Below are 18,263 nucleotides of genomic sequence, written 5' to 3'. Positions count from 1 at the left end.
GGCCTGGCAGCTTCCATTTTTTAGTCATTAGGTTTTTATCGTGCCATTGGGAGATCCTTCGCTTTGCTCAGGATGACATGGGTAACGCAAGATTGCAAAATAGTTCTGTCATTCTGAACGCAGCGAAGAATCTTCCAAGGCTAAGCACTTTGCCAAATGAGATTGCCACGTCGCTTTGCTCCTCGCAATGACGGTCTAGTGGTTCGTCATTACCCGACTTGATTGGGTAATCTGTTTCATTACATCATTATTCAGCTTGACTGGATAATCTGTGTTTTGCCTTTGAAAGATCCCCGGGTCAAGCCCGAGGATGACGGCGTTGCTCAGACCGAGGATGACGGGATTGATTGATCACGAAGACACGAAGGTTTTTGGGTTTTGTCATTACGAGCGCAGCGTGGTAATCCAGGGTTTGAGCTTGATTCTTGGCTTTGCCTTTGGAAGATCCCCGGGTCAAGCCCGAGGATGACGTAGTTGTTCAAACCTGAGAATGACGGTGTGTGTTCATGGATTGCCGAGTTGTTTTGCTTTTTGTAAATAAGGGGAGAAGCTCTCTCAGTTTTTGTATGTATTTGCTTTATTTACCAAAACGTGAGGAGATATTATGAATTTAAATACTTAGATTTTTACAACTCTTTAAGGTGCTTTTTGAGCATGTCTATTAATGGTTCAATATTTCCTTCAAAAGATTGTTTTAGGGTTTCATATACTTCCCACTGGTGGATGTTATTCCAATTAAGTTCAAAGCCATGATAATTAAAGTGGATGTTAATGATATTGCGCTGGGTTCGTCCATTTCCATCTGGAAAAGGATGTAGGGTGTTAATTAAATTTAAAAACTTTGCACTTTCTTTAATAAAATGAGTTTGATCTTCAAAGCCTTGTTCTACATGAGTTCTAAATTCATTAAAGACTTTTTCACCATAAAAAACTAATTCCTTATAGTTGGTGAAAATATGTCCGTCATATGACATATCAAAATCTCTAATTTTACCAGCCCAAGGGTATAGGTCAGAAAATAGGCGCTGATGAATCATCGTGAAAGTTTTAAAGTTATAGAGGTATTGGGGGATGGTTATTTTGATAATAGTTGATATATCTGAAATAAGCTCAGCTTGTCTAACTGAAGTTATTTCTCTTTCTAGAGATTCAAGTTCTTTTTTGTTTAGAATATTAAAGTTATTTGCATAAATCCCTTTGGCTTGAGGGTAGGGATGAAGCTGCTTTTCTGAGACCTTTTCGTATAATAATTTGCTCAATGACGTCGTCCGCTTTTGATTTTTTTGAAACTACTTTTAAAGAGTTTTTAATATCCGTAAAGCTTAAACGTTGACCTTCTAAGGCTGAGTTAGCTTTTATAAAAGAGATTGATTTTTGAGTGGTTGGTTGAGTTAACCCGTCTCTGTGAAATATCATTAATTGCTCCTTATTGGATATTAATCATAGTTTATTTGAGAATGAAAGTCTAAGATTTTAAGTGGCTTGTGCAGAGGTTAAGACAGGATGAATAGTAGTTTTATTCATGTGTTGTATTTAGATGGTTAATTCTTGCCTTTGGAAGATCCCCGGGTCGAGCCCGAGGATGACGGTGAGTGTTCATGGATTGCCACGTCGCTTTTCTCCTCGCAATGACGAGATTGGTTAACCACGAAGTCACGAAGACACCAAGTTTTTTTGGTTTGTCATTACGAACGCAGCGTGGTAATCCATGGTTGTTGCACTATTTTGTTTGATGGTTTTCTTAGGCAACATTTGTTTTTTTGTGTTCTATATGCTGATTTAGATATATATCTGCTATGGGAAAGCAAAGCTCATAATTATTCCATTCTAAATCCCCATCTGTAATGGAGTAGTTTTTAAATAGATTGATGTCTTGATATTTTTTGATATCAGGATGCTGGTGATTGAATAGGAAGTGTTCAAAATTTATCAACTGCTGATGACCATCACTAAAAGAGATTAATAATTTATAGTTGCTTAAATGTTTCACATTTGTGATAGCTAATTCTGTTGGAATCATTTTATTTTTCCTTCAACTTTTATGCATTTAACTGATTTATGATAAATAAAGTAGTCAACCCAGCGTTGAACGATTTGATCAGAGAATGTTTCTACAAATTCTTTAAAAGCCTTTGATTTATTTAGTTCGAGAGGTTTATGGCCGGCAACGTCTTTTAAGATTACATTTATGACTTTGCCGTCTTCTATAATTATTTCAGCCTTGGTTTCCATTCCTTGAAATTTACCATGGACATGAATGGGTTCATGTTAATTGGAGAAAAACATAATGATGATACCAAGATACTCGAATAATTTAGGCACGATTTTCTCTGTATAGATATTGATTTTTGGTGATTTAATTATAATGATTTCTTGTTTGTAATGGTAGATAAAGGTTTTGAGTGTATTCTTATTTTTTGAATGTAGATTTGGGTTTAGCGATTTCTGATGGTCTTACTTGCAGAGATTGCTAGTCCAGAGTTTGAGTTTAATGCTATTTACCAGGCCTGTCATTCTGAACGCAGTGAAGAATCTTCCAAGGCTAAGCATTTTGCCGAATGAGATTGCCACGTCACTTTTCTTCTCGCAATGACGAGATGGGTTAACCACGAAGTCACGAAGACACGAAGGCATTAAGGTTTTTGGGTTTGTCATTACGAGCGCAGCGTGGTAATCCATGGTTTGAGTTTGATTCTTTGCTTTGCTTTGCTTTGCCTTAGGAAGATCCCCGGGTCAAGCCCGAGGATGACGGCGAGTGTTCATAGATTGCAACGTCACTTCGTTCCTCGCAATGATGGTCTAGTGGTTCGTCATTATCCTGCTTGACCGGATAATATTTATTGGTTTTTACATTTTTACGTACATATAAGTGTGTTTTTTTACAAAAAAATTGTACATAAAAGTGTATTTGTTATAATGGAAAGGGTGTGTAAATTAATAAGGTCTATAGATGAAACGCCTGTTGTTGGATAAGCTGATTGCTTGGAAGAATCGAGATAAAAGAAAACCATTATTAATTGATGGTGCTAGGCAAACTGGAAAAACTTTTCTATTGGAGGAGTTGTTAGGTAAGGAGTTTGCTCAGGTTTTACGTTTAGATTTTCTTGAAACCCCTGATTTGATTCAGGTTTTTTCAGGAAGTCTTGATCCTACTGAATTAATTGCAAATATAGAAGTTTTTACCGGAGTTGCGTTTGATCCTAAAGCCGATTTATTGATATTAGATGAGATTGGCGAATGCCAGAGAGCGGTGACGTCTTTAAAATATTTTGCGGAAAAGGCTCCTGAATATTTTGTTGCTGCGAGTGGTTCTAATATCGGTTTATTGAGTTCTTTTCCGGTTGGTAAGGTAGAGCAGTATTATTTAAGGCCGTTTACTTTTAGAGAGTTTTTATGGGCATCTAATGAGGCTATGCTTATTAAGGCTTTTGAATCCCAGGCTAACTCAGAAATCGTTCATACTAAGTTATTTGAAAAATTAACAGATTATTACTTTACGGGTGGTATGCCTGAAGCTGTTAAGTGCTGGTTTGAAAATTCTAATGTGGGCAGTTTGGAGAGAATTGCGGCGGTAAGTCAGATACATTTGAACTTGATTGAGGGGTATAAAAGAGATTTTGGAAAATATTCTGGCAAGTTGGATTCACAGTTAATTGAGTCTGTTTTTAGTGGGGTGCCTTCTCAATTGTCTTTGGTGTTAGATGAGTCGGTTAAGCGCTTTAAGTTTAAAGGTGTTTTTGAAAAAAAATCACGTTATTTAGAGTTTGAGGGGGCGATTAACTGGTTGCATCGTTGCCGTTTAGTTTTAAAAAACTATCCTATTGAAGGTAAGCCTAGATCGCCTTTGGCGGCGTATAAAAAAGATAATATGGTTAAGCTGTTTTTATTTGATGTTGGTCTGCTTAATGCCATGCTGGAAACAAGCTTTAAGGAGATTAAACAGCAGGGTTATGCGTATAAAGGATATATTGCAGAAAATTTTGTGCAACAAGAGTTGGCTGCACTGGGTATAGAACCAAGTTTTTCGTGGTTAAGTGGGCGAGCTGAAATTGAATTTGTTGTAAGTAATGATTCTGGGAAAATTGTCCCAGTAGAGGTAAAAAGTGGTAAGCGGACTCGAGCTAAGTCCCTTAAATCTTATATTGATAAGTATGCTCCTCATAAGACCATTAAACTGACAGGCACTCAAGGCTCTAGTGAGTTAGAGCAAGATAATATTGTTATGCCGCTTTATTACACTGAATTTCTTTTATCTCGTATTTGAGTTTGAGAGTGTGAATCACCAATTCATGCAGGCATGAAGTTTTTTGTGTTTGTCGTTATGGGAAACTAGGGTTCGTCATTACCCGGCTTGATCGGGTAATCTTTTTTTCATCGTTTTAGGATTGATCCGATAATCTGTTTCATTACGTCATCATCCAACTTGACTGGATAATCTGTGATGGCGGTTGGTAGATCTCCGGGTCAAGCCCGAAGATGACAGAGAGGGTTTTATTGGTGATGAACGTGGTGGGCAATGCAGAGGCTGACGAAAAGCTCTCACGTCATTACCCGACTTGATCGGGTAATCTTATTTTTATTGGATGTGAGAATTTTATGGTTTGTAATTAAAAGGGCTAACATTTTGTAAAGACTTAAGCTGTTTGGATTTATACCCAGTTCTCTAATTGAAGGTGTTCTACTCTTTCAAATTCTTTGATATTGTTGCTTACAAGAGTGTAGCCAAGAGAACGGGCGTGAGCAGCAATCCATAAATCATTATTGCCAATAAGAGTTCCTTTGGAGGCTAAATCAGCTCTAATGCTAGCGTACTCTTTAGCAACATCAACCCCAGCAAGCAATATAGGAATGTAATTCGCCAGCTCTTCAAGTACATTTAGGGCTTTTTCTGAATTGTTACTCCTTAAAGCACCGTATTCAAGCTCTCCATAGGTGATTAGCGACATGGATACTGAGCCAATAGGTAGTTGTTCGAATTTTTTAAAAACTCCTGGAGGTTTCTTTTTGATTATGTAGATGCAAATATTGGTATCAAGAATATACATGGTTAGAAAGCTTCTCTTTCTTGAGGAGGAGAAACATCTCGATCGTTTTCCATAAAATCACTTGGCATATCACAAAGAAGCTTAAAGGCCACCCCAAGGTTTTTAGGTTTAGGTTTTAGGATGATTTCTTCGCCACGTTTGAAGATTTCTACTTCTGAAACATCAAAGCGAAACTCTTTTGGAATCCTTACTGCCTGGCTGTTTCCGGACTGAAAAATTTTTGCTTCCATATTTTTGCGCTCCCCCCAATCTTTTTTGTATATCCATTATTGTATATACATTGTACCGGGATATCAACAAATCACCACTAACCAATTTTCATGTAGCACCAAGCATCATTATCCAGCTTGACTGGATAATCTTTGTTGGCGGTTTTTAGATCTCTGGGTCAAGCCCGAAGATGACGGAGAGGGTTGTACTAGTGATGAACGTGGTGGGCAATGCCGAGGCTGACAAAAAGCTCTCACGTCATTACCCGACTTGATCGGGTAATCTCTTGATTTCTTCAATAAATGGTTTAATGATTTTTTTGAAGTCTTCTGAGATTAAAGGGTGATCTATAATCATTGACCAAAAGGTTTTTGCAATCTTAAGCGCGTTTTTTATCACTCAGTTCGTAAAACCCCGCCCTTCAGGTCGGGGATATAAGCACAACAGGCGTAGCCTGTTTTAGATTGTGTCATTAATTGAATACTGTTACGATATTCATATGAAAAAAATGATTCGCAAAGCTTTTAAATTCAGGCTCAATACGACATCTGAACAATCTCAAAAAATGATTGAGTTTGCGGGTGCAAACCGCTTTGTGTGGAATAAAGCTTTGGCCATGAATCTGTTTCGATTAGAGCAGAAGCAACCATTGCTTTGGTACAACGAGTTGGCATTTTGGCTAAAGCTTTGGAAATCCTCAGAAGATTATGGATTTCTAAAAACCGTTCATTCTCAACCGTTGCAACAAACCTTAAAAAACTTAGAAAAAGCGTTCAAAGACGGTTTTGATAAAAAGCAGTCTTTGAAGCGTGTGCCACGATTTAAAAAGAAAAGGGCTTCCGATAGTTTTCGATACCCCCAAGGGTTTAAACTGGAGCAAGAGTCTAACAAAGTGTTCTTTCCTAAAATAGGTTGGGTGAAGTATCGTAATTCACGCCAAGTTATCGGTGATGTTAAAAACATGACCATTTCTCGCAAGGGAAAACATTGGTATGTGTCGATTCAGACTGAGTACGAAGCTGAAATTCAACACCATAAATCAACATCAATGGTTGGTATAGATATGGGCATTACCCGTTTTGCAACGTTATCGGACGGTTCATACATAGAGCCTTTAAACAGTTTTAGGAAGTTATCAAAGAAACTGGCTTTTGAACAGCGCAAGCTGTCTAAAAAAGTCCGTTTCTCTGCTAATTGGAAAAAACAGAAACAAATCATTACACGACTGCATGAGCGTATTGCCAATGCTCGTTTAGACTTCTTACACAAAACTTCAACCGAAATCAGCAAAAACCACGCAATGATTGTTGTTGAGGATTTAAAGGTAAGGAATATGTCTAAAAGTTCAAAGGGAAATATTGAGCAGCCTGGTAAAAACGTCAAAGCGAAATCCGGTCTTAACAAATCTATCCTTGACCAAGGGTGGGGAATGTTCGTTTCGTTTTTGGAGTATAAACAGGCCTGGTCAGGCGGAGATGTTATGAGGGTAAACCCTCAATACACCTCGCAAATCTGCCCTAGCTGTCATCATGTTAGCCGTGACAACCGCAAAAGCCAAAGTGCTTTTGCGTGTACAGAATGTGGATTTAAAGCCAATGCCGACTTGGTGGGGGCTTTAAATGTACTTGAGCGAGGACATCGCTTGTTAGCCTGTGGAGTTGAAACGTTAGTTTCGTCTGTGAAGCAGGAACCAGTAGGTAGTAGCAATACAAGCCTACTCTTAACGGCATAACGCCTGCTAGGAATCCCTGTCCTTTAGGGCGGGTAGGATGTCAATAACTCTTTGTTTGAATGCTTTTAACCAGGCCTGGTAACTATAATGAATAGATTATTGAATATATTAGCATTGTCAATTTATTATTTATTATCAGCTGGTTAGAGTAGGGTTATATTGATTTTATTAATGATTGCTTTAATAAGATGAATAGATAAATAGTTGATTACCGTCTGTGTAAGTTTAAACCTTTACAGTCCAGGTGATGAAATTTGAATATCACTAAATCCAGGTATGCTGATGCGATGTTCTTTAGTTGCTCTTTTTCTTAAAGGAAAGTCGATTTCTTGTACATCAAAACTTTGATGAAATAAATAAAAACCAGCATTGGTTCGAATTGTGTCAGAATTAGTTTTGAAAATTGCTTTAAATCTTTTACCCGTCTTTTTTCGTATTTGTGCATCCTCCCCAAATTGATTGATTAATTCACTTTTTCTTAGATAGCAGAAAAACTCATCACTGTCTCTTGCTGGTGGCTCATAAGAATCTTCAGAAGCATGTTTACTACGTATACGTATATTGGCATTAGATTCTTTTAACTTATTTTGAATGCGCGATAGTTCTTTTCTTGACACTGTCCCCAAGTTGTAAATTGCATTAATATTTTTTATTTTTTTTGATGAAAAAGCATTCTCAAACCTTATTTGTGCTTGTTCTATTTGATGTTCATTGGTGTCAAAAATAATAGGAAAGCGTTCGGGCATTTTTTTTGTTTTATGGGTGTTCCCTGCATAGTGTTCTAGATAAAATTTTTGTAGGCGCTCTATTTCAGATTCAATACCAGCAATGTTGGATATATCAAAAAAAGCTTTTATTTTGTACGATAGATACTTAGCACCTTTTTGTTCAAAATGTGAAGGAGGGTAGATATCTGAATATTGTTTTGATTTCCATAAGCAATTAGCCTCATTAAAAATATACTGATAAAGTTCATATTCAAAATCTAAATAGTTCATGTTGTAACCAAAAAATTAAAATTAATTGCCCTAATTATACCTGATGATTTACTATATAGGTTAACGGTGTTTATTTAGGAGGAAAAATATGAACATAAGGACAGCAAAAGAAACTTTTGAATGTATTAAGAATGACACAGATCCATTTCCGTTGTCTTATTGGAATAAAGAGTTTTTAGATGGGATATGTCTTCATATAAATCGTTATGAAGGTGATATTCGTGATTTATTTAAGGATAAGCCTTTTGAGCTGGATGAAGTAGAAGGTGATCAAATTCTAGAGTTAGAAGCAGCATTGATTTCTGGATTAACTGAAGAATTATTTGAAATGTACGATATTCTTGATGACTTGCCAGAATGGTTCTTTACAAGCTCTTTTTCTTTATCAGAGCCTACTTTCGGAACAAAAAGTGAGGTAGTAAAGGCGATTAAAAAGAAGGAAACACCTTGCTACTATGCAAAGCGGGGACTTTATTGCGGGAAAATAATTGGAGGACCTCTTGAAACAGAGCTTAGAAAGTCTATACGAGGAGTTTCTGAAGTTAGACAAACAATGCAAAGATGAAAAAGAAAAAAATGCACGTAAATTTAAGTTTAAACAGAGAAATCTAAATAAAGGTTTGACTTGTTATGTGACTATTTCAGAAACAGGTAAGACTGTGGTATACGACATAGTTTATGGATCTCAAGAATTCAACAGCGTAGAAGAGGCGGTGGATTTGTATTGGATGCTCGTCGAGCCTTACGATGATGAAAAGAAAAACAATCCTAATCATGTCGAATCAGATAATGAAAAAGAAATTAGATATATCCTTTTTCAACTTGAATCTTACAACACTGAATTTACAGGGGAAGCAAAAAGGAAGTTCGATAATGCCCAATTTTCACAAAAAATTACCCATTAATAAAAACGGGCGTGATTTCGTGATTGGCGATATTCACGCAAGACTGAAAAAATTTAAAGAAGCTTTGGATAGCGTGAATTTTGATGAATCTAAAGACCGTTTGTTTGCTGTAGGCGACTTAATTGATGGTAGAAAACATAATCTGAAAATCCTCGATTTACTATACAAAAAAAATTGGTTCTATTCTATTCGTGGCAACCATGAACAGCTTCTAATTAATCGATACGACTTCCCAGGAGACATTCCTTGTTGTAGTCCTGAAGATGCTAAAAAAAAGACTAAATGGGATGCTGCTCAGCTTCATAACTACAATGGTGGAAGTTGGTTTGAAAAAGTGCGAAGTGATACTGCTCGATTAAGAATTAAGACCCTTCTTAAGAAATTGCCTCTCGCAATAACCCTTGAGACTGAGTATGGAAACTTAGGTATTTCACACGCTGGCGTTCCCCTTGAATTCAAGAATTGGGGCGAATTTCTAAGTGCCTTAGAAACCGATGCGTCAGTTCGTGAAGAGTGCATTTGGACACGAGATGTTATCGGTGAGTTTTATGATTATTATCGAAAAAGACCTTGGGAAGAAGGTGTACCGGTTGAACAAAGGTGGCTCGATGGCATCGGTGCAACAGTTCATGGTCATTCAAGTGTTGCTGAGCCGATAGCCTACAACAATCAGGTGTTTATTGATGTTTCATCGGGTTCTACTAAATTAAACATTTTGGAAGTAAGTGAAGTATTTAGGTTGGTTGATGAGCAAAGAAATGCTTGATTATCTAAACACCAAAATGGAAAAGCCAATATTTATTGATTTTGAAGCAAGTTCAATCAATGGCTTCCCTCTTCAAGTGGCTTACGGCTCTTGCGAGGAAGATTTGAAGTACTTTTTAATCAAGCCATTAGCAGAATGGAACAATGAAGAGCATCTTTGGAGTTTCGACTCTCAAGAAATTCATGGCTTTAGCAAGAGATACATTAATGAATACGGAATTAATCCTGAATCGGTCGCTCGTGAAGTCTCTGATGACCTGAATGGCAAAGTTATCTATGCAGACAGTAAAGCAGATATGGCATGGCTTAACATGCTACTAAATGATGTAGCGAGACTAACTGGTGAGGACTACCCTATACCTGAATTTAAGCTAATCTCAACATTAGCTTACGAGCAAAAGATACCTTCTTCTATTGCAGTGAAAGCCCAAATTATGGCAGAAAAAAAGTTTAAGGTTTATGGATTAATTGCACATAAAGCAGATAGCGATACTTTAAAGCATATTTGGACATGGAATGCGATTCAGGAGATAAAGAGTAACAACTATGAATAGCAATAGTTTATACATTCAAATTATGCAACTAAATCATCAAGGCCAAGATTTTATTGTAGGTGACTTGCATGGTCGATATTCTGAGTTAATGACTCAACTTAAAGAGGTTGGCTTTGACTTTGATAATGACCGTTTGATTGCGGTTGGTGATTTAGGCGATAGAGGATTGGAGAGTGAGAAAGTCATTCAACTGCTAGAGCATGACTGGTTCTTCTCAGTGAGAGGTAATCATGACCAATTTATTCTTGACCAATTTGAGCCTGAGCGCATTCAACTTTATAACAGATATAGCCATTATGAACCTGCGGAATTACATCGAAAAATAGAAGGCGCTTGGTTTTTTAAGCTTGATGAACAATGCAGGGAATATCTAGCAAAGCTATTAATGCCGTTGCCTTATGTGATTGAACTACAAACACATGGCTATCGCATAGGTATTAGTCACGCAGGCGTTCCAAGTCGCTACGGTAACTCGTGGAACGACTTTGTAAATGACTTAGAAAAACGTGATACTCGTGAGCTTTGTTTACGCACTAGAAGACATGCTGAGTTTCATGACAAAGGGATTGAGAGAACGCTACTTGATATTGATTACACGGTGCATGGTCATACTTGTTTTGAAAAGCCAGTTTTTAAGACGTTTAGTGCTTTTATTGACACCTTTGATAAGTCAAAAAGATTAACCGTCTTAAGTGTTAAAGAACTTTTAGCAAGGCTAGATAAAAATAAAGATTGGCGAGAAACGAAAATTTCAGAGGCAAAACATTCTCTTAAAACAGGTATTGAATAGTGAGTTTATCCAAAAAAGAACCAATTTATTTTCATACTTTTTTTAGTAATGATTTTGGACAAAATAAAGCTGAAGGACAGGTTATTTTTTATCGGGATGGAAGAGTTACTTTTAACTCAATGGGGATAATGATTCTTGGCGTTCCTATTCAAAATATTAAATGGAATGTTGAGGGAGCTGATGGGGTTTTGCGATTAAAGGATGTATTAGCGATGTCAGCATCAATAAAATCACTAAATACAGATATTAGATTTAATGTTTCAGGCAGATTAAAAGAATTTGAAACGCTTGTAGAAGAAGAGCTTGAATGCGCTGAAGCTACCTGCAGTGATGAAAGAGTTGAGTTTATTGAAGGGCTTATAGGTGTTCAAAAAAATGATTAACGAGCGTAAAGAGCATCGATACAGAAGATTTCTATACATCGAAATTGCCCGTAAATTTAAAGAAAATCCCTCTCTTTTTAGAAAGGCTGGATTAGAGCGATTGCATACTAAAATGAATGATATGAGCCAAGTCTATATAGATAGTTGGGATGAAATTCTTACTTCTTACTCGAATCAAAATTTATTAAAGATTTTATGCTGCAAAGGCGAACCTTACGAATCATTAAGACAAGTATGCCCTTTAACATTCATTGTTCCTAATGAAGTAATGCAGAACAGGATTTTGCAATGGAAAGAAAGGGCTTATAAAGGGTGAAAAAAGGGCTTACGAATGGCTTATAAAGGGCTTCAAAATGAAAATTATTCATATCAGTGATACTCATGGATACCACCGAGAGCTTGAAAGGCAAAAGAAAATACCGTTGGCTGATGTGATTATTCATTCAGGTGACGTGTGTGATAGAGGAAATGATGAGCAAGTAAAAGACTTCCTTAATTGGTTTTCAGAGCTACCACACAAACACAAAATCCTTGTGCCAGGTAATCATGATTTTTACTTTGAAGAAAAAAACTTTTATGCTCCTGATAATCTGCATGTGCTTATTGGCCAGGGTGTTGAATTAGATGATGTTAAGTTTTATGGAAGTCCATTTACAGTGCAAGAATTTAGTTGGGCATTTCAGTTTTTTCAGCATAATCAAGAAGTGCATTGGAAAGAAGTTCCTGATGACACGAATGTTTTGATTACTCATGGAGGGGCTTATAGAGGGCTTGATTTAGATTCCATGAATCTCAGAACAGGTGATAAATACCTGAAAGATAGACTGGCAGAATTAGCTAGCTTAAAACTTCATTTGCATGGCCATATCCATGCTGCACATGGAATGCAAAATGTTAATGGTCTGACAACCATTAACTCTGCTATTGCAGATGAAAAGTATAAACCAACCCAAAATCCACATTTCGTAATATTGGAAGAAAATACTGTAATGGTAAAAGAAGTAATAGGATATTGATGTTGATGTTGTTGTTCAAGGTCATGCATAGGTGCTTAAATGAAAATTATACATATTAGTGATACTCACGGATTTCATGAATCCATTGATTATTTGTTAGAAAAAATAATTGAAGAGCATCAACCTGATGTTCTTGTTCATAGCGGTGACTTTATGCGTCACTCAAAAAAACAACAAGACGTAGAAGATATACTTGAATGGATGCAAAGTAAGGACGTACCACACAAAATCCTTGTGCCAGGTAATCATGACGTTTGGTGCGAACAGTTAGAGCATGATAATGAATTAAGACAATTAACCGTTCCTGATGATATCCATCTGTTAATAAATGAAGAATTGGTTATTGATGGAGTCAAATTTTGGGGAAGCCCTTATACACCCGGATTTATGAATTGGGGGTTTCAGTTAAATGAGAATGAGGCTGAAGCATTATGGTCTACGATTCCTGATGATATAGATGTTCTGATTACGCATGGTCCTGCTCAGCATGTTCTTGACGATAAACATGCTGAAAATCTGTGGGGTGTAACCGTGTGTGAATCAAACAGAAAAATAATTGAGAAAGAGTCTGCATTGGGCTGTCAGTATTTAGCCAATAGAGTTAAACAATTAAAAAACCTTAAAGGGCATTTGTTTGGACATATCCACGAGAGTTACGGGCGAGATGAAAGTCATGACTATATTGCCTTAAATAGCTCTATTTTAAACGGTGATTACAAGGTTAAAAATAGACCTCAGATTATTGAAATTTTAGGTTAAAGGTCAATTTAAGGACTTATAAAGGGCTTATAAAGGGCTTAAATATGAAACCATCAGAGTTTTTAGCAGATAAGGTCAATTTGGAAAAGATAAAGTCAATTATCTTGAAGTACAGTGTAAGTAATCCAGTTATTTTTGGCTCAGTAGCTAGAGGCGATGATAGAGAAGATAGCGATATCGATATTCTTGTCGAGGACTCTAATGAAACAGACTATCTTGAGCTAGCCGATATGATTGCAGAGCTTGAAGCATTTTCAAGTTTTAACATTGACCTTTCAACGACTTATCCGATATCTGAAAGGACTTTAAAAAGAATAATGAAAGAAGCAATTATATTATGAGTTGGTTAGAAGAATTAAATGAAAATACATGGATTGTAAGTGACACTCACTTCTACCATTTCAATATCAATAAATATGAACCATCTCGCCTTAAGGCTATGAGCAAAGCAGGATTTAATGAGCCTGATGAGTTTCTAATTTACCAATGGAATAGTGTTGTTAAGCCTGGCGACTTAGTGCTGCACTTGGGAGATTTTTCAACCAAGAAAGGTTTTGATGTGATTCAGAAGTTAAATGGCAGAATCATCCTAATCCTTGGTAATCATGATATTCCAATGGTAAATAAGCTTAAAAAGTTTGTAGAAGAGTTCCCAGGAAAGTTAGAAGTAGTTTACGGAGTCAAAGATTGTCAGCCTTGGCTGTTAGACCCTCAGTGGTCTAGTGGTTTGATCAGAGAAATGTGCGGTTTTAGAATCATGTTTTCACACTATCCGCTAGTGAGTGATAATCCTTACATGCGAGGCAATGCAAAAGAAACTAGAGATGCTATGGCCGAAGTGTTTAAACGTGAAGCTTGTGAGGTAAACATTCATGGCCATGTTCACACTAATGATGAGCACACTGATAAAAATGAGATTAACGTAAGTATCGAGCGTATTGGCTTTAAGCCTGTAAAGATTATCGACTTGCTAACAAAATAAAAAAAGTACATTGTTGTAAGCAAATTTATATGCATAAATACTCATTTTTTTTAGAAGAATTTAGTTCTAAAAGGCTAGTATAAAAATTTAAACGGAATTATAGTCTATTTAGTTGTGCAAAAGGCAATAACAAAGTTATGGGATTTTAGACTAAAGTGACGCGCTATCAGATTTAGTCTAAACATCGATGCTTTATTTATAGAATTGAAGTTGATTGTATTTCGTCAAGCTGATTCCGTTGGGTAATATGATCGAGTTTCCAGCAGCTTTAATGGCTGTTTTAGGATTATTTTTGAATTCAAAAAAACAAAACAAGTCATAAGCATTACCAAAGCAACAGACAACACCGCCAGTTTTTCGAGATTTGCCAAGATTGGCTTTTCTATCAGATTCATGATAGCTAACCCAACTATTATCTTTATTTACAATCACGCCCGCTTCTTTGCTTGAAGACAGAGGGGATAACCATTTTTCGTTAATGAGTTCATAGCCGTATCTAAGTAATAAATCCTCCGTTTTAAAGTACTGATTGAATAGTTCAACAGTTCTAATATAGCTATTATCAATTTTTAAGAGATTTTTAATTGATTTTGATGATGCGGCTTTTCTAGCCGTTATTTTTTCTTTCTCAACTGGCTTGTTAACGATTTTAGTCTGCGATTGATGTAAACCAAGCTTTGCTGAATTGATGAGTTCTCCTTCAATAATTCTGTAATCATAATAGTCACCGCGGTTAGGTAAATAGCAAATTTGATTTAAGCTTTGACTACAGTCATCTACTTCGCATTTCCATGCCTGAATTATACTTTTTAAATATTTTTGGATTTCTAAATAAACTTCATGTTTTACAGAGTTTAATAAAGGTATGATTATGCGATACCTAGGGTTGTTTTTAGTCGCGCTTTTCGTTGTATACAAAAGTGCAAAATAACCTAGCTTTTCGAATTTTTTGGCCAGTTCTTGCATGTCTAAATTTGTATAGTCAATATCAAACCAAACTGCACAGAACAGCCCCTTAGATTTAAGGTACTGATTGCTTCTTGCGTGCTCGTTAGTGGTGCTAGAAAAAATAGCCCATTGCGCATTCGACTTTGCACACTGTTGCGGGACTTTCATTAACTCCGTAACATAGTTTATATTGATTTTACAATAGGGCTTTCTAGACTTGCTTTTTAAAGAGTTTGTGTGTGAACGCCCATAGCCAGAACAAAACAAACTCTTTATTTTATTCACTTTTTTCATATTTGTTTATTCCCCAATTAGGCACTTTTAAGCTCACCATTTAAAAACCATTTATCGCAATAAACAGGGTTGAGTGGTTTTATTTTTTTAATTTTGAAACTATTATGGAGCTTCATTGTTGAACCTTCATCAAACTCTATAATGAATTGATTACATTCAGATGAAGTAAGTTTTTTCATAAGCTGTTGTGCTTTGTAGTAACGATTTCGTCGTGGGTTTAGACCAGTTGCTAATCTAAATAATTTAGCAAACTTACTATCTATGCCGACTGATGCATTGGGCTCTGTATACTTTTTTATATTGAAAAATGCAATAAATTCTTCTTCGATATTATTATCTCTGTCATAGCAGGTTAATTTAATTGATGTACCAAAAGGTGTCTTAACAATAGAAGCTTTATTGCAAATTACAGTTAATGTTGTTTGCTTCTTCTGTTTTAAATGATCTTTCATATATATATCCATTGTGAAATTTATAATTGCCTTGATGGCTTATTTAGAATTTCATCACAATGAAAAATGTAAATATATAGAATTTTTTATTTTACAGGTAAAACTTAATAAGAATTATTTACAGTCTTGGGAGTTTCGATAAAAGGCTGGTATTTTAGGCTACGATGAATTATTTGTTCTGTAATAAAACTAATATATAAAGATAGGTGGTGTTTTTGTTTATTTTTCGATATTATAAAAATTATAGTATTTCCACTATGTGCTTATACCTTGATTGTGACTTTTAATTCATTTGTTGTTGAATAAGGATTTGGGGTAATTATTGTTTATCTTCAAATTAACTAAGATCCAAATCATTTCACTCAGTTAGACATAATATGCACTCTAAATACACTTGTACGTTGCGTCTAGTAACAGTGTTAGAGAGACAGCTATTCCAATTTTAATCCTGTTTTGTTTCTATATTTTTTTGGCTTTTGATGCTTATGAAAGCTTGTGTGTAATAAGGTGCCTAGAGTCATCTCAATAAATCTCATGTATTTTTGCAAATCACTTCGTTTGAACGAGAAAAACATTAATAAAGTCAGTTTTATATCTTTTTTGTGGCTTAGAAAGCCTTTTTATTAGGAAATTATACGAGTTAAACTCTTTTGAAGGGCTTATAAAGGGTGAAAAAAGGGCTTATAAAGGGTGAAAAAAGGGCTTATAAAGGGTGAAAAAAGGGCTTATAAAGGGTGAAAAAAGGGCTTACGAAGGGCTTATAAAGGGCTTAATGAATATTTCTGATATTTTGGGTTAAAACCAAGATTTCTAATTTTTTTAACAATCTTTCTGCAAAATAAAAAAAACTATATATTTTTAAATTTGTAAAACATATTATTGAAATCAAGCGGTTACAAAAAGTTGTAGTCGATTTTTTTTATTTGTAAATAAGAGTATATAAAATGATTAAAAACATTTTCGTAGTATTTGGTAATAATGAGTGTTTAAAGTCTGAGATTGCAACTAGAGCGGTTAGTAGGCTAGCCAATAACTCAAAAGCGGTTCGGGTTGAGACATGTGAAGCTTATAGAAACTCGAATCCAAAAATGAAAGATTTTTTGAATATGATTTCTTCAGATAAGGTTATTGAAGGTAATAATTATTATATGAACGAGTCATTGAAAGATATGCAAGCTAAGCTATTTGATAAAATTTGTGACACAAGTTTTAACAGCTATGTAGTTTTGATGGATAACATTGTAAGTGAGGCATTGATGACTGACGATGGTGATTTTTTCTTAGCATTAGAATCATTAGACTTCAGAGTTGTTTTGCTTAATGCACTTAATGATTTTGATGAGGTTGAAGAAGAAAAAAATAAGTTATATGATTCACTCTCTTTAAAATATGTTTCTGAGGTTTACCACTTCACTAAAGGAACTATCAAAGAAGCGAGACTAAATCTCGGATTACATAATCATATTATCATTCCTAAACTGGCAAAGAATGTTATGGATCAGCTTGATAATGGTCGTGACCACCTTTTATTCAATGCAATTGGACATATTAGTCACTTCCAAGATATACAATTGGGCTCTCATTTGAAGTATCTTGAAGACCAAGGCTTTTGGAAAGTTTTTGATAGCCGAAAGTCTAGTAAAGATAAAGTAATTAATATCAGGTAGGTATCTGCAACGGGAGTGTTCAAAAAACTGTGTCATTAATTTTTGATTATTCAAAAAGGAATGACACATGAGCAAAACAGATTTCTATTTCAATAAAGCAATTGAGCAATTACACGCCAGTAAAAGGTTAACGGCGAAATACGGTGTGCTAACACCGTTGATTAAACAACTTACCGAAGCTGCACTCAAAGCTGAAATCAACCAGTATCTAGAACAAGTGTCTTCTCCAAACCTTAAAAATGGTGTCTCTTAAAAGACTGTTAAAACCGGTGTGGGGCAATTAGAGCAAGAATATGCATTAGAAACACCTCGTGATCGCTAAGGCTCTTTTTGGATCTCAACTGGTCAAAAACATCAAACCAAGCTCAACCCAGAAATTGATCAAAAGGTTCTAGGCCTTTATACGCTGGGCACCAGCTATCGAGATATTCGTTTCCATATTGAAGAACTCTACGGGATTGAAATCTCAGAGTACACTATCAGTGCTGTTACCTACCAACTGATTCCTGAAGTCAAAGCGTGTCAATCACGGCCATTAGATGGGTCTATCGGTATATCTGGCTCTCAGTCCTTACCGACCTACATAATCGTGGCGTCAAAGATATCCTTATTCCAGTGTTGATGGAGCTCACAGGGTCACCAGAAGCAATTGGTAGCCTCTACCTTAGAGACCGATGTTTAGATCTGTGTGATTCATCAAATCCGCAATTCAATGAAGTATGTGGCGTCTAAGAATTAGAAAGAATTTATTTGGTATTTAAAG

At 35.8% G+C, this 18,263-nt stretch carries 24 protein-coding genes; 16 read left to right on the top strand and 8 right to left on the bottom strand.

All coding sequences use genetic code 11. The annotated features are described in order from the left end of the window. Positions 1–626 precede the first annotated feature (626 nt). The 3 genes from BS34_RS0110325 to BS34_RS12370 form a co-directional block, all read right to left on the bottom strand. Positions 627–1,259 (bottom strand): Fic/DOC family protein, encoded by a 633-nt coding sequence (locus BS34_RS0110325; RefSeq protein WP_029408433.1) that lies wholly within the window; start codon positions 1,257–1,259, stop codon positions 627–629. Positions 1,260–1,741: 482 nt separating this feature from the next. Beyond that, entirely contained in the window at positions 1,742–2,020 is a 279-nt protein-coding gene (locus tag BS34_RS0110320) for a DUF2442 domain-containing protein (RefSeq protein WP_029408432.1), read from the bottom strand. Next, the gene (locus BS34_RS12370) at positions 2,017–2,232 is read right to left on the bottom strand and encodes a hypothetical protein (protein WP_051640850.1); all 216 of its coding nucleotides are present in this window, start codon (positions 2,230–2,232) and stop codon (positions 2,017–2,019) included. The genes BS34_RS0110320 and BS34_RS12370 overlap by 4 nt, the downstream gene beginning before the upstream one ends. Positions 2,233–2,950: 718 nt before the next feature. Between BS34_RS12370 and BS34_RS0110305 the strand changes: the two genes are divergently transcribed. Next, positions 2,951–4,264: an ATP-binding protein gene (locus tag BS34_RS0110305; protein ID WP_029408431.1), complete on the top strand. Its 1,314-nt coding sequence runs from the start codon at positions 2,951–2,953 to the stop codon at positions 4,262–4,264. A 385-nt stretch (positions 4,265–4,649) separates the two neighbouring features. On the opposite strand, the gene BS34_RS0110300 is transcribed toward BS34_RS0110305, so the two are convergent. Next, the gene (locus BS34_RS0110300) at positions 4,650–5,045 is read right to left on the bottom strand and encodes a type II toxin-antitoxin system tRNA(fMet)-specific endonuclease VapC (RefSeq protein ID WP_029408430.1); all 396 of its coding nucleotides are present in this window, start codon (positions 5,043–5,045) and stop codon (positions 4,650–4,652) included. 2 nt (positions 5,046–5,047) lie between these two features. Continuing rightward, entirely contained in the window at positions 5,048–5,275 is a 228-nt protein-coding gene (locus BS34_RS0110295) for an AbrB/MazE/SpoVT family DNA-binding domain-containing protein (protein ID WP_029408429.1), read from the bottom strand. 479 nt (positions 5,276–5,754) lie between these two features. Here BS34_RS0110295 and BS34_RS0110290 point away from each other — a divergent pair, with 479 nt between their 5' ends. Then, the gene (locus tag BS34_RS0110290) at positions 5,755–6,987 is read left to right on the top strand and encodes an RNA-guided endonuclease InsQ/TnpB family protein (RefSeq protein ID WP_029408428.1); all 1,233 of its coding nucleotides are present in this window, start codon (positions 5,755–5,757) and stop codon (positions 6,985–6,987) included. A gap of 233 nt (positions 6,988–7,220) precedes the next feature. Here BS34_RS0110290 and BS34_RS0110285 read toward each other — a convergent pair whose 3' ends face one another. Then, complete coding sequence (locus tag BS34_RS0110285) at positions 7,221–7,985, bottom strand: hypothetical protein (protein WP_029408427.1); 765 nt, start codon at positions 7,983–7,985, stop codon at positions 7,221–7,223. 88 nt (positions 7,986–8,073) lie between these two features. Here BS34_RS0110285 and BS34_RS0110280 point away from each other — a divergent pair, with 88 nt between their 5' ends. The 11 genes from BS34_RS0110280 (at position 8,074) to BS34_RS12720 (ending at position 14,139) form a co-directional block, all read left to right on the top strand. After that, positions 8,074–8,550, top strand: a complete 477-nt coding sequence (locus BS34_RS0110280; RefSeq protein WP_029408426.1) for a hypothetical protein — start codon at positions 8,074–8,076, stop codon at positions 8,548–8,550. 94 nt (positions 8,551–8,644) lie between these two features. Further along, positions 8,645–8,890 (top strand): hypothetical protein, encoded by a 246-nt coding sequence (locus BS34_RS12995; protein ID WP_158661008.1) that lies wholly within the window; start codon positions 8,645–8,647, stop codon positions 8,888–8,890. Then, complete coding sequence (locus tag BS34_RS12730; protein ID WP_029408424.1) at positions 8,859–9,656, top strand: metallophosphoesterase; 798 nt, start codon at positions 8,859–8,861, stop codon at positions 9,654–9,656. Before BS34_RS12995 ends, BS34_RS12730 begins: the two co-directional genes overlap by 32 nt. Then, on the top strand, positions 9,637–10,209 hold the full coding sequence (locus BS34_RS0110265) for a hypothetical protein (protein WP_029408423.1): 573 nt from the start codon (positions 9,637–9,639) through the stop codon (positions 10,207–10,209). Before BS34_RS12730 ends, BS34_RS0110265 begins: the two co-directional genes overlap by 20 nt. Continuing rightward, positions 10,202–10,999, top strand: coding sequence for a metallophosphoesterase (locus BS34_RS12725; protein WP_051640849.1), 798 nt, complete (start codon positions 10,202–10,204; stop codon positions 10,997–10,999). Before BS34_RS0110265 ends, BS34_RS12725 begins: the two co-directional genes overlap by 8 nt. Then, positions 10,999–11,382 carry a hypothetical protein gene (locus tag BS34_RS0110255; RefSeq protein WP_029408421.1) on the top strand — a complete coding sequence of 128 codons (384 nt, stop codon included), beginning with the start codon at positions 10,999–11,001 and terminating at the stop codon, positions 11,380–11,382. Before BS34_RS12725 ends, BS34_RS0110255 begins: the two co-directional genes overlap by 1 nt. Then, complete coding sequence (locus BS34_RS0110250) at positions 11,375–11,698, top strand: hypothetical protein (RefSeq protein WP_029408420.1); 324 nt, start codon at positions 11,375–11,377, stop codon at positions 11,696–11,698. The genes BS34_RS0110255 and BS34_RS0110250 overlap by 8 nt, the downstream gene beginning before the upstream one ends. Positions 11,699–11,735: 37 nt before the next feature. Continuing rightward, a complete protein-coding gene (locus tag BS34_RS0110245) occupies positions 11,736–12,398 on the top strand; it encodes a metallophosphoesterase family protein (protein ID WP_051640848.1) in 663 nt (220 codons plus the stop codon). Between the two features lie 39 nt (positions 12,399–12,437). Next, entirely contained in the window at positions 12,438–13,157 is a 720-nt protein-coding gene (locus tag BS34_RS0110240) for a metallophosphoesterase family protein (RefSeq protein ID WP_029408418.1), read from the top strand. 44 nt (positions 13,158–13,201) lie between these two features. Continuing rightward, positions 13,202–13,498, top strand: coding sequence for a nucleotidyltransferase family protein (locus tag BS34_RS0110235; RefSeq protein WP_029408417.1), 297 nt, complete (start codon positions 13,202–13,204; stop codon positions 13,496–13,498). Continuing rightward, entirely contained in the window at positions 13,495–14,139 is a 645-nt protein-coding gene (locus BS34_RS12720; protein WP_051640847.1) for a metallophosphoesterase family protein, read from the top strand. The genes BS34_RS0110235 and BS34_RS12720 overlap by 4 nt, the downstream gene beginning before the upstream one ends. 192 nt (positions 14,140–14,331) lie before the next feature. On the opposite strand, the gene BS34_RS0110225 is transcribed toward BS34_RS12720, so the two are convergent. Next, the gene (locus tag BS34_RS0110225; RefSeq protein WP_038126693.1) at positions 14,332–15,381 is read right to left on the bottom strand and encodes a hypothetical protein; all 1,050 of its coding nucleotides are present in this window, start codon (positions 15,379–15,381) and stop codon (positions 14,332–14,334) included. Between the two features lie 17 nt (positions 15,382–15,398). Further along, positions 15,399–15,833 (bottom strand): hypothetical protein, encoded by a 435-nt coding sequence (locus BS34_RS0110220; RefSeq protein ID WP_029408414.1) that lies wholly within the window; start codon positions 15,831–15,833, stop codon positions 15,399–15,401. A gap of 944 nt (positions 15,834–16,777) precedes the next feature. On the opposite strand from BS34_RS0110220, the gene BS34_RS0110215 reads away from it, so the two are divergent. The 3 genes from BS34_RS0110215 to BS34_RS13250 all read left to right on the top strand — a co-directional run bounded on the left by BS34_RS0110215 (position 16,778) and on the right by BS34_RS13250 (position 18,122). Continuing rightward, positions 16,778–17,500: a hypothetical protein gene (locus tag BS34_RS0110215; RefSeq protein ID WP_029408413.1), complete on the top strand. Its 723-nt coding sequence runs from the start codon at positions 16,778–16,780 to the stop codon at positions 17,498–17,500. 67 nt (positions 17,501–17,567) lie between these two features. After that, positions 17,568–17,753: a hypothetical protein gene (locus tag BS34_RS0110210; RefSeq protein WP_029408412.1), complete on the top strand. Its 186-nt coding sequence runs from the start codon at positions 17,568–17,570 to the stop codon at positions 17,751–17,753. Between the two features lie 81 nt (positions 17,754–17,834). Beyond that, the gene (locus tag BS34_RS13250; RefSeq protein WP_084151662.1) at positions 17,835–18,122 is read left to right on the top strand and encodes a transposase; all 288 of its coding nucleotides are present in this window, start codon (positions 17,835–17,837) and stop codon (positions 18,120–18,122) included. The last annotated feature ends 141 nt before the right edge of the window (positions 18,123–18,263 follow it).

The organism is Thiomicrorhabdus sp. Milos-T2 (genome assembly GCF_000702325.1).
Classification (GTDB): Bacteria; Pseudomonadota; Gammaproteobacteria; order Thiomicrospirales; family Thiomicrospiraceae; genus Thiomicrorhabdus.
Note: the sequence above shows the minus strand (reverse complement) of the source record. Positions and strands in the feature narration are given on the sequence as shown.

What these genes read in the sequence shown, in the direction of transcription:
- BS34_RS0110320 (WP_029408432.1), bottom strand. Translation starts at nt 2,020, where the DNA reads ATGATTCCAACAGAATTAGCTATCACAAATGTGAAACATTTAAGCAAC.
- BS34_RS12370 (WP_051640850.1), bottom strand. Translation starts at nt 2,232, where the DNA reads ATGGAAACCAAGGCTGAAATAATTATAGAAGACGGCAAAGTCATAAAT.
- BS34_RS0110305 (WP_029408431.1), top strand. Translation starts at nt 2,951, where the DNA reads ATGAAACGCCTGTTGTTGGATAAGCTGATTGCTTGGAAGAATCGAGAT.
- BS34_RS0110300 (WP_029408430.1), bottom strand. Translation starts at nt 5,045, where the DNA reads ATGTATATTCTTGATACCAATATTTGCATCTACATAATCAAAAAGAAA.
- BS34_RS0110295 (WP_029408429.1), bottom strand. Translation starts at nt 5,275, where the DNA reads ATGGAAGCAAAAATTTTTCAGTCCGGAAACAGCCAGGCAGTAAGGATT.
- BS34_RS0110290 (WP_029408428.1), top strand. Translation starts at nt 5,755, where the DNA reads ATGAAAAAAATGATTCGCAAAGCTTTTAAATTCAGGCTCAATACGACA.
- BS34_RS0110285 (WP_029408427.1), bottom strand. Translation starts at nt 7,985, where the DNA reads ATGAACTATTTAGATTTTGAATATGAACTTTATCAGTATATTTTTAAT.
- BS34_RS0110280 (WP_029408426.1), top strand. Translation starts at nt 8,074, where the DNA reads ATGAACATAAGGACAGCAAAAGAAACTTTTGAATGTATTAAGAATGAC.
- BS34_RS12730 (WP_029408424.1), top strand. Translation starts at nt 8,859, where the DNA reads ATGCCCAATTTTCACAAAAAATTACCCATTAATAAAAACGGGCGTGAT.
- BS34_RS0110265 (WP_029408423.1), top strand. Translation starts at nt 9,637, where the DNA reads ATGAGCAAAGAAATGCTTGATTATCTAAACACCAAAATGGAAAAGCCA.
- BS34_RS12725 (WP_051640849.1), top strand. Translation starts at nt 10,202, where the DNA reads ATGAATAGCAATAGTTTATACATTCAAATTATGCAACTAAATCATCAA.
- BS34_RS0110250 (WP_029408420.1), top strand. Translation starts at nt 11,375, where the DNA reads ATGATTAACGAGCGTAAAGAGCATCGATACAGAAGATTTCTATACATC.
- BS34_RS0110245 (WP_051640848.1), top strand. Translation starts at nt 11,736, where the DNA reads ATGAAAATTATTCATATCAGTGATACTCATGGATACCACCGAGAGCTT.
- BS34_RS0110240 (WP_029408418.1), top strand. Translation starts at nt 12,438, where the DNA reads ATGAAAATTATACATATTAGTGATACTCACGGATTTCATGAATCCATT.
- BS34_RS0110235 (WP_029408417.1), top strand. Translation starts at nt 13,202, where the DNA reads ATGAAACCATCAGAGTTTTTAGCAGATAAGGTCAATTTGGAAAAGATA.
- BS34_RS12720 (WP_051640847.1), top strand. Translation starts at nt 13,495, where the DNA reads ATGAGTTGGTTAGAAGAATTAAATGAAAATACATGGATTGTAAGTGAC.
- BS34_RS0110225 (WP_038126693.1), bottom strand. Translation starts at nt 15,381, where the DNA reads ATGAAAAAAGTGAATAAAATAAAGAGTTTGTTTTGTTCTGGCTATGGG.
- BS34_RS0110220 (WP_029408414.1), bottom strand. Translation starts at nt 15,833, where the DNA reads ATGAAAGATCATTTAAAACAGAAGAAGCAAACAACATTAACTGTAATT.
- BS34_RS0110215 (WP_029408413.1), top strand. Translation starts at nt 16,778, where the DNA reads ATGATTAAAAACATTTTCGTAGTATTTGGTAATAATGAGTGTTTAAAG.
- BS34_RS0110210 (WP_029408412.1), top strand. Translation starts at nt 17,568, where the DNA reads ATGAGCAAAACAGATTTCTATTTCAATAAAGCAATTGAGCAATTACAC.